The organism is Dehalococcoidia bacterium, from assembly GCA_035310145.1.
In the GTDB taxonomy this organism is placed as follows: Bacteria; Chloroflexota; Dehalococcoidia; order CAUJGQ01; family CAUJGQ01; genus CALFMN01.
Genome location: DATGEL010000060.1, coordinates 1 through 8,142, shown reverse-complemented (window position 1 = coordinate 8,142; position 8,142 = coordinate 1). Strand labels below are relative to the sequence as shown.

Annotated in this window: 11 protein-coding genes; 6 read left to right on the top strand and 5 right to left on the bottom strand. The window is 71.8% G+C overall.

What is annotated here, in order from left to right; all coding sequences use genetic code 11:
* The first annotated feature begins 430 nt into the window (after positions 1 to 430).
* Complete coding sequence (locus VKV26_11900) at positions 431 to 1,240, top strand: transposase (protein ID HLZ70593.1); 810 nt, start codon at positions 431 to 433, stop codon at positions 1,238 to 1,240.
* 268 nt (positions 1,241 to 1,508) lie between these two features.
* On the opposite strand, the gene VKV26_11895 is transcribed toward VKV26_11900, so the two are convergent.
* Complete coding sequence (locus tag VKV26_11895) at positions 1,509 to 2,063, bottom strand: DinB family protein (protein HLZ70592.1); 555 nt, start codon at positions 2,061 to 2,063, stop codon at positions 1,509 to 1,511.
* A gap of 132 nt (positions 2,064 to 2,195) precedes the next feature.
* On the opposite strand from VKV26_11895, the gene VKV26_11890 reads away from it, so the two are divergent.
* From VKV26_11890 to VKV26_11880, 3 genes are all read left to right on the top strand, one after another.
* Complete coding sequence (locus VKV26_11890; protein HLZ70591.1) at positions 2,196 to 2,438, top strand: hypothetical protein; 243 nt, start codon at positions 2,196 to 2,198, stop codon at positions 2,436 to 2,438.
* 88 nt (positions 2,439 to 2,526) lie between these two features.
* The gene (locus VKV26_11885) at positions 2,527 to 3,132 is read left to right on the top strand and encodes a metalloregulator ArsR/SmtB family transcription factor (protein HLZ70590.1); all 606 of its coding nucleotides are present in this window, start codon (positions 2,527 to 2,529) and stop codon (positions 3,130 to 3,132) included.
* Positions 3,129 to 3,677: a LuxR C-terminal-related transcriptional regulator gene (locus VKV26_11880; protein ID HLZ70589.1), complete on the top strand. Its 549-nt coding sequence runs from the start codon at positions 3,129 to 3,131 to the stop codon at positions 3,675 to 3,677. The genes VKV26_11885 and VKV26_11880 overlap by 4 nt, the downstream gene beginning before the upstream one ends.
* Here VKV26_11880 and VKV26_11875 read toward each other — a convergent pair.
* Positions 3,575 to 4,525, bottom strand: coding sequence for a DRTGG domain-containing protein (locus VKV26_11875; GenBank protein HLZ70588.1), 951 nt, complete (start codon positions 4,523 to 4,525; stop codon positions 3,575 to 3,577). The genes VKV26_11880 and VKV26_11875 overlap by 103 nt on opposite strands.
* Before the next feature lie 271 nt (positions 4,526 to 4,796).
* Between VKV26_11875 and VKV26_11870 the strand changes: the two genes are divergently transcribed.
* Together VKV26_11870 and VKV26_11865 are read left to right on the top strand one after the other, a co-directional pair.
* Positions 4,797 to 5,471, top strand: a complete 675-nt coding sequence (locus VKV26_11870; protein HLZ70587.1) for a hypothetical protein — start codon at positions 4,797 to 4,799, stop codon at positions 5,469 to 5,471.
* A gap of 91 nt (positions 5,472 to 5,562) precedes the next feature.
* Positions 5,563 to 5,847: a hypothetical protein gene (locus VKV26_11865; GenBank protein HLZ70586.1), complete on the top strand. Its 285-nt coding sequence runs from the start codon at positions 5,563 to 5,565 to the stop codon at positions 5,845 to 5,847.
* 91 nt (positions 5,848 to 5,938) lie between these two features.
* Here the strand turns inward: VKV26_11865 and VKV26_11860 are convergent, their stop codons facing one another.
* The 3 genes from VKV26_11860 to VKV26_11850 all read right to left on the bottom strand — a co-directional run.
* Positions 5,939 to 6,169 carry a dodecin gene (locus tag VKV26_11860; protein HLZ70585.1) on the bottom strand — a complete coding sequence of 77 codons (231 nt, stop codon included), beginning with the start codon at positions 6,167 to 6,169 and terminating at the stop codon, positions 5,939 to 5,941.
* Positions 6,170 to 6,240: 71 nt separating this feature from the next.
* Positions 6,241 to 7,848 carry an NAD(P)/FAD-dependent oxidoreductase gene (locus tag VKV26_11855; protein ID HLZ70584.1) on the bottom strand — a complete coding sequence of 536 codons (1,608 nt, stop codon included), beginning with the start codon at positions 7,846 to 7,848 and terminating at the stop codon, positions 6,241 to 6,243.
* Between the two features lie 35 nt (positions 7,849 to 7,883).
* Positions 7,884 to 8,142: hypothetical protein (locus VKV26_11850; protein ID HLZ70583.1), on the bottom strand; the 259-nt coding region annotated here is incomplete at its 5' end.

Sequence of the window (8,142 nt, the reverse complement as noted above, 5' to 3'; positions counted from 1 at the left end):
CGCTGGCCAAACGCCAGCGCACGGAGGAGCGTGTGGCCTGAGACCGCCGCGGGCGCAGCGTCCGCTACCCAGCCGGATACCCACAGGGGGTGGGCCAATTTCGAGGATCGAAGTGGTCCAGATCGCGTGATCGATCACACCGGTCCGCGCAGTGCGAGGCCTGCGGCCATGCCCTGGCGGCGCAGGGTGGCGTGGTGGTGGGCCGCCGCCGGGGTGGAGCTGCCGCCGGTGCACCCCGTGGTTCCGGAAGCGCCGCGCGTCCGGGTGCGCTGCCGCCACTGTGGCCACCACACCACCGGCACCGCGCCGCCCGGCATAGGTGCGCACGGCCGCTTCGGGCCCCGGCTCTTGGCCACGCTCAAACCTGTTGCACGAGCAGCACCATGGCGGCTACGACCGGCTGGCTGGGCTGCTGGGCGAGTTGTAGCGGCTGACGATCAGTGAAGGCGCCCTCGTGGCCGCGGTGCCGCGGGTCGCGGCAGTACTGGAGCCGGAGGCGCTGGCCATCGCCCAGCAGGTGCGCCAGGGCGGGGTCGTGGGCGCGGACGAGACCGGGGCGCGGGTGGACGGGACGCAGCCGTGGGAATGGGTGCTCCAGACCGACGACGCGGCCTACCACACGATCCAGCGGCGGCGGAACACCGATGTCGTGCTGACGTTTCTGGCCGGGGTGCGGCCGGGCGTGTGGGTGAGCGCCCTGTGGAAGCCGCAACTCGCCGCCCCGGCGCTGCGCTACCAGATCGGTCTGGCGCATCAGCTCCGCGACCTGCCGTACGCCGTCGATGGCCAACGGGGCTACGCCCAGGCGTGGGCGCGGGTGCTGCGGGCGCTGCTGCGCGCGGTGATCCCCCTGCGGCATCAGCAGGCCGCGGGCCGCGTCCCCGTTGGCGGGGCGGCGGTGGCGGAGCTGGAGGCGACGCTCGACATCATGCTCGCCACTGTCCTCCCGCCGGGCTGGAGGGCGGACCGGCAACGGCGCTTCTGCCAGCATTGGACAGCACTGTTGCGGTTGTTGCACGACCCCACCGTGCCGCCGACGAACAATGCCAGCGAGCGGAGTCTGCGACCCAGCGTGCTGCATCGCAAGGTGACCGGCGGCGTCCGTAGCGACGCGGGTGCGGCGGCCTATGCCATCCTCCGCACGGTGGCCGACACGGCGCACAAGCGCGGGCAGGCCGTCTTCGCCACCATCCTGGCGGCCCTCACCCGGCCCGCCGAAGTCAGTTTGCAGCCGGCTTGATCGCATGCTGAGTAGTTACTCAAGATTATACAACGTCACAATGGTGCACTACTCTGCCCTCAGCTTGGACTGGGATCTGACCGATACGTGGCGCGCCGGGCCCGCTTCAAGGCATACGACTACGGCAGGGCCGTGGGCATGGTCGAGCGCCTGTTGCAGCGCGTCGACGCGCAGACGGCCGGCAGCCGCTAGCGAACACGGCGGAGGGCCGGCCGCCGGCATCCGCCGGCTCGGTTGCTGCCTGTGCTGGCGCTGACCAAGCGCCCGCTCAGGCGCGCCGAAAATGCGCCGTCTCCCAGTAGTCCCAGCCGTCGAGGCTGGGGCCATCCCGTCCGTGGGCGCCCAGGATCGTACTGATCTGCGTGCGGTGGTCGTTGCCGTGGTGCAGCGTCTGCAGCATGAGCAGCGTCTCGGCGTGGGGCGTCTCCGGCCAGCCATCGGGCTGCGCCGGCATCGTGACGGAAAGCGCTGCCCCGCGGTCCAGTAGCGCCTCCCAGCGCTGCGCTTGCTCCTCGACGATCGCCCGCAGCTCGGCGAGCGGCGGCTCCATCCCCTCACGCAGCGGTGTGCGCGGCGGCTCGCCCGGCAGGCGGCTCAGATAGCGCTGTTCCGCCGCCACCAGGTGCACCAGGGTGGGCAGGATCGGCCCGTAGGCGCCCGTCGCCGGCTCGCGCAGCGCCGCGGCGGGCAGGCTCGCGCAGTATTCGACCAGCCGCAGAGTTGCCCATGCGTGGTGACGGAACAGCTCGCGCAGCGTGTCCATCGCGTCCTCGGCGCCGCGGCGACGGCGCGCCCGCGCGTATGCTACCAGCCGCGCGGCCACCTTGCGACGCTCTGGCAATCGTCCGACAGGTAGGCATGCGGGCTTGACACCGGCCACTGAATCGATGATCATCTAAATAGATGACCATCTACGCAATGAAACTGGATGCCATGAACGGCAGGAGAGGGCGCCATGTATGAGTCAGAGCTTCGCGCCTGGCTGGAGCAACGCTTCCGCGAGCAAGTGCTGTACCCCGCCGCCGAGCGGCGGCAACGCATGTTGGAGGACTGGCAACGCGCAGAGCAGCATGCTTCTCTATGGCGGGGTCCGCGTCGCCGCCTCGGTGCCGGGCTTGTCGCCTGCGGCGCGGCGCTGGCCGCGCTGGGACGGCGCCTGCAAGACCTCGGGCGCGAGCCAATCGCGCCCGCGCAGTAACGCGGCCGGCACTTGCCCCGCGGCACGGCCGGCTCCGCGTTCATTCCTGCAGACGGTTCAGTTCAAACGACGATCGACGGAGCCGGCCATGGGCGAGGAACAACTGCAAACAATGGTGCGCTTCTTCAAGGCGCTGGCGGACGAGAGCCGGCTGCGCCTGCTCGGCCTGCTCGCCGGGCGGGAGGCGAGCGTGGAGGAGCTGGCGACACTGCTCGGTCTCACGGCGCCGACCGTCTCGCACCACCTGGCGCGCCTGCGGGAGCTGGGCCTGGTGCGTATGCGCAGCGAAGGCACCACGCATCTCTACACCATGGACGCCGACGCGCTGCGCAGGCTGAGCAAGGAGACGTTGGAACCCGGCTCCGTTGCCGCGCTGGCCGACGACGTGGAAGGCGAGGCGTGGGAGCGCAAAGTGCTGCGCGACTTCTTCGACGGCGAGCGGCTGAAGGAGATCCCGGCGAGTCGCAAGAAGCGGTTGGTAGTGCTGAGGTGGCTCGCCTCGCAATTTCGGCCGGATGTGCGCTACCCGGAGAACGAAGTCAACGCGATCCTGCGCCGTCATCACGCGGACGCGGCCACGCTGCGCCGGGAGCTGGTGAGCGACGCCTACGGCCTGATGCAGCGCGAGCGCGGCGTCTACTGGCTGACACCACCCCGCGAGAGCGCCGTGCCGGACACGAGGTTTCTGCCATGAGCGCCACGGCCGGCCGCCTGCTTGTCGGAGCGCACGAGCCCGCGGGGAGACAGCGGGCGCTGGCCTCGGCATTGCTCCTCGCCGTGGCCGCGGCGCTGGAGCTGCTGCGGGCCGGGGGAACGGCCGAGCCGGCGGCGGCCGCGGCGGCGGAATCGGCCGGCTTCGCCGGGCTCAGCCGGCGGGAGCTGGAGGTGTTGGGGCTGCTGGCCGCGGGCGCTCGAAACCGCGACATCGCCGAACGCCTGGTCATCGGCTTGCGCACAGCCGAGACGCACGTGCGCAGCATCTTGAACAAGACCGGCTCAGCCAACCGCACCGCCGCGGCGGCCTTCGCCCTGCGCCACGGCCTCATCGCCCCCGATGGTCCGCGCATGGACGCGCTCGCCACCGACGCCGGGGCGCGGAGCCGCGGCGAGGCATGCACCGTGCGCTGCAGCTGCGCTCAGGCCAGGGCGGCGCCGATCGGCGCGAAGTCCAGCTCGTCGTGCAGCAGTTGCGACATGCGCTCCAGCTTCGTCTCGCTGACGAAGCGCGAGCGGCCGTAGACGTCCTCCAGCGCCCGCAGCGTCGTCTGCGTGTCGCCTGGCGCGACCATGAGCGCGATCTCCTCATTGGAGGCGCGGTCAAGCGTGTAGGGGCTGGGGTTGAGTCCGCCGGTGAGGATCAGGCAGTCGGTATCCGTCTGCATCGCCGCGAGCTGCGAGTCGGTCTTGTCGCTGCGCGCGATCACCGCCTTGCGGGCGCGTCGCGTGTAGTACGGCTGGCCGGGGTCGGCAGAGACCGGGCCGATCATCAGCTCTTCGATCACGTTGTCTTCGGCCGCTTCGCCCAGCAGCAGGTGAGCGTGCAGGAGGTCCGCGATCTCGCCGATCGTGGGCGCGTAGAGCAGGCGGTCTTCCGGCAGCACGGCCAGGGCGGGCAGTGCCGCCTCGTCCAGCGCCGTGCGGGCGGGCGCGACGCCGCTCTTCGGCAGCGCCGTCAGCACCACGCCAAGGAAGCGCGCGCCCAGCGCGAGGGCAAGGTTCTGCAGCCGCAGCGTCTCGTCCTCCGCAGGGGCGCCGCGATGCACGGCGATCACGGATGCCGTGAGCGCGTTCGCCAGCCCGGCGATCTCGGCGCCGTCCGGCGTCTCGACGATGGCGCTGCCGTCCTCGGCCAGGCGGGCGATCTCGGGGCCGGCGGAGTCGGCGGGCAGTGGTGCGCCGCCGCGGCCGCGGGCGTCCGGCAGCGTGGCGAAGAAGCGGGCGTCGGCGGCGGCGCGGTCGTCGCCTGCGGCGCCCAGGCGCAGCGCGAGCACGCGCCGGCCCTCGTATGCCAGGCGCTGGGTGAGCGCGGCGGCGATGCCGGTCTTGCCGGCGTGCGGTTCCAGCGAGGCGATGAGCAGGGTGCGCATCCGATCTCGACTCCGGCGGATCTGGCGCCGCGGCGCGCCGCCCACGGCTCCGCCGGCAGTATAACAACCGTTGCGCTTAGGGGCTGCCCGTGTCATATGTCAGGCCCGGTGCGACCGGGACCGCGAACGCGGAGGTCCCACACCGCCGCGGGGCGGTTGCCAAGCACATACCGTCGTCCCGCGGGGGCTATGCTGGATTTGCTCCGCCGGCCCGCGCGCCGAAGCGCACCGTCTCCCTGGTCCCGATGCCGTGCTTGTGCAGGAATCTGTCGTGCCGATTCGCCACGCCGTAGCTCCGGCCGTGCTTGCCATCATGCTCGCGCCCTTCGTCGCCTGCGGCGGCAAACCACGGACGGACCCGCGGCCGGGCACGCCGGCGACCGCGGCGGGGGCGGCCGCCCGCGCGCCCGCGCACCCGCTTGCTCCGTCCGCTTCGGCCGCCGCGGCCGGCGCCGCGGCAGCGGCGGGCAAGGCAGCGACGCCGGGTCGGCGGGCTACCGCCGACCCGCCCGCAACTCGCGTCACAGCGGCGTCCGGCGGCGGACCGGACCCCTGTGCGCTGGTGACGCAGGCCGAGGCCGAGGCGGTGCTTGGCGGGGCCTCGACCGGCCCCAGCATGCTGCATACGGCGCTGCTGAGCCAGTGCCGGTACGCGCCGGCGGCGCCGGGCGGAGCTGCCGGCGACGCCGTAACGGTGCAGGTGTTTCCCGGCGACGGCGCCCGCACCTGGCCGCTGCGGCGCGATACGTTCAAGCAGACGGATCCGACGGCGCAGAGCGTCACCGCTGTGGGCGACGAGGCGCTGTGGGTGGGCGATCAGCGGGCGCTGTTCGTGCTGCGCCACGGCGTGGTGTTCGCCGTGCGCGTGCCCACCTCCGGCTCTGCCGCGGCGGCCCTTGACAGCGCGAAGTCGTTGGCGCAGGAGGCGATAATCCGCGTGCCGTGATCGGTGATGCGTCGCGTCCACGCGGCAGCACCCCTCTCCAGTCCCTGGAGAGGGGCAGGGGTGAGGCCACGCTGCTACGCTGGCGGGTGAGATGAACGAGGACCGGACCGAGCCCGTGCAGGTGCGCACGATCGTGGCCGAGCCGCATGGCCGGCCGGCCGGATACCCCGTGGCCGAGGCGGTCCTGCGCTATCAGCGGCGCAGCGACGGCTGGCGCGGCGTGCTCACGGAGATCAGTCCGGCCGCGGCGCTGCTTGAAACGGCCTACGTCGTGGCCTTCCGCGACGGCCGCGAGGCGCGCGTTCGCGTCACCGCGCTCAGTCCGATCGACCGCCGCCGCGCCTACTACGTGGGCGAGGGCGACTGGCCGGGGTAGGTGTAGAGGCGTCAGGTCTGAGGGATTCGAGGCCAGGGGATACCGGGCCGAAATCGATTGCCTCAGCTTGCCAACCCCTAACCCCTCCTCCCTATTCCCTATGCAGGTCGGCGGGGTCCATGACGCGGAAGCCGACCTTCATCGTCACCTGGTAGTGCTGCACCTTGCCCTCGGCGATCTGGCCGCGAACCGAGACGACTTCGAACCAGTCCAGGCCTTTCAGCGTCTGCGCGGCGCGGGCGATCGCGTTCTGGATCGCCGCGTCTACGCCGTGTTCCGAGGTGCCGACCAGCTCCACGAGCTTGTATGTGCGGTCCGGCATGGTGTCCTTCCCGGTGGTGTACAGCGGGGTGCAGTCCGATGCGGCATAGCATACGCCGATCTAGCCGGGTGTCAGTCGGCGGCGAGGCGTAGCTCCGCGATCGCGCCGTCGGTGTAGAGGATGCGCAGCGCCGTGAGCACGCTGGCCGGCACGCGCGCAGCCTGTTCCGCCGGCAGCGCTTGAGCGAGGGTCTGCAGCAGATCGGCCACGCTGCAGCGGCCGTCGATCAGCGAGACGGCCCGCGCCAGCAGCCCGCTCAGCGGCGTGCCTTCCGGCCGCGCCGGCGTGCTGAGCACGAGGCCCCAGACGAACTCGCCCTCGCCCAGCACGGGCTTCTTTTCCAGCCGTGCGCCTTCCGCCAGGACAGGCACGAGCCGCGGCAGGAGCTTGGCGTCGGCGAGCACGGTCGTGGCCCGCGTGTTGCGTTCCGTGCGTGCGTCTTCCAGCGCGCGCACGCCTTCCGCGAAGCCTGCCGGCGCTTCGCCGCGCTCCAGCACGACGCGCTCGTAGCCCTGCGGCGGTTGGCCGGCCACGGCCTGCACGAACGCCTGGCGCGGAGAGAGCGAGTCATCGGCGCCAAGGATGCGCCGCGCCTCCCAGAAGTAGGACTCGACGCTGCGGTTGCTGGCGTAGAACAGCTTCGCCAGCTCGCGGAAGTGGCCGTACTGGCGGTAGTACAACTCCTTGTAGACCTGGCCCGTCGGGCCGCGCAGCGTTGGGTCGCGCAGCGCTGAGGTGACATAGGCCGCGGCCAGCACACCCGAGGAGAGCGCCAGGTGCACGCCGGAGGAGAAGAGCGGATCGACGAAGCAGGCCGCGTCACCGGCGAGCACGTAGCCGTCACCGGCGACTTCGTCCGAAACGTAGGACCAGTCGCGCACGACGATCGGGCCGGCGGCCAGCGCGGCGTTGCTCACCCGGGCCGCGGTGTGCCTCGCCAGCGCGAGCTGGCCGGCGAAGAAGCCGGCCCGACCCTTGCGGCGGATGCCCTGCTGGCCGCGCTCGCTGTCCACCACGCAGCCGACGCTGGTCCAGCCGGTGTGCAGTGGAATCGTCCAGCACCAGCCGTGCTCGTAGGACTCGATGAAGATGTTGCCGCGCTCCGCTTCGGGCAGGGGCGCGACGCCGCTGTAGTAGCCGTAGATCGCCAGGTTGCGGAAGTAGGGGTCGGGCCGTCGCAGCCGCAGCGCGCGGCCCAGCAGGCCCGCCTGGCCGCTGGCATCGACGACGAAGCGGGCGCGGCAGTCCTGCTCGTTGCCCGCTCCGTCCACGACGCGCAGGCCGGTGACCGCATCTCCGTCGAACAGCGCTTCGGTGACGCGGCAGCCCTCGCGCACGTCGACGCCGGCGGCACGGCCGTTATCGAGCAGGATCTGGTCGAACTGCGGCCGCCAGACCTGGTAGGCGTGCGGGTAGCGGCGGTTGGTTTCGCTGAAGTGCCAGCTCCACGGCTCGTCGCCGCTGCCCCAGACCATCACCGCGCCCCACTTCTTGACGAAGCCGGCGCGCTCGATCGCGGGCATCGCGCCCAGCTCTTCGAGCAGGGGCAGCGAGGCGGGCAGCAGCGATTCGCCCACGTGTTCGCGCGGGAAGCGCTCGCGCTCGAACAGCCGTACGCGCCAGCCGGCGCGGGCGAGCATCGTCGCGGCCGTGCTGCCCGCCGGCCCGCCGCCGATCACGAGGACGTCGGGTTCACCGCTGCGCGTGGCGGTCCTCAGTCGCCGGCGGCGCCGGTCGCCGCGGCGAGCGGCTGGTTGGTGAGCGGGTCGACCTCAAAGGCGCCCTTGAGGTCCAGCGCCTTCGCGATGTCCCGCACGGCGGGAATCACTTCTTCCCCCATCAGCCGCAGGCTGCGCATCGCGTCGTCGTGCGTCATCGCCCCGTCCCCGTCCCAGAAGAAGATGTTGCCCGGCCGCAAGTACTCCAGCACATGCTTCACCTTGGGAATCACCGTGTCCGGCGTCCCCGTGATG

Coding starts and splice junctions, on each gene's coding strand:
- VKV26_11890 (HLZ70591.1), top strand. CDS start 2,196: ATGTATGAGTCAGAGCTTCGCGCCTGGCTGGAGCAACGCTTCCGCGAG.
- VKV26_11885 (HLZ70590.1), top strand. CDS start 2,527: ATGGGCGAGGAACAACTGCAAACAATGGTGCGCTTCTTCAAGGCGCTG.
- VKV26_11880 (HLZ70589.1), top strand. CDS start 3,129: ATGAGCGCCACGGCCGGCCGCCTGCTTGTCGGAGCGCACGAGCCCGCG.
- VKV26_11875 (HLZ70588.1), bottom strand. CDS start 4,525: ATGCGCACCCTGCTCATCGCCTCGCTGGAACCGCACGCCGGCAAGACC.
- VKV26_11865 (HLZ70586.1), top strand. CDS start 5,563: ATGAACGAGGACCGGACCGAGCCCGTGCAGGTGCGCACGATCGTGGCC.
- VKV26_11860 (HLZ70585.1), bottom strand. CDS start 6,169: ATGCCGGACCGCACATACAAGCTCGTGGAGCTGGTCGGCACCTCGGAA.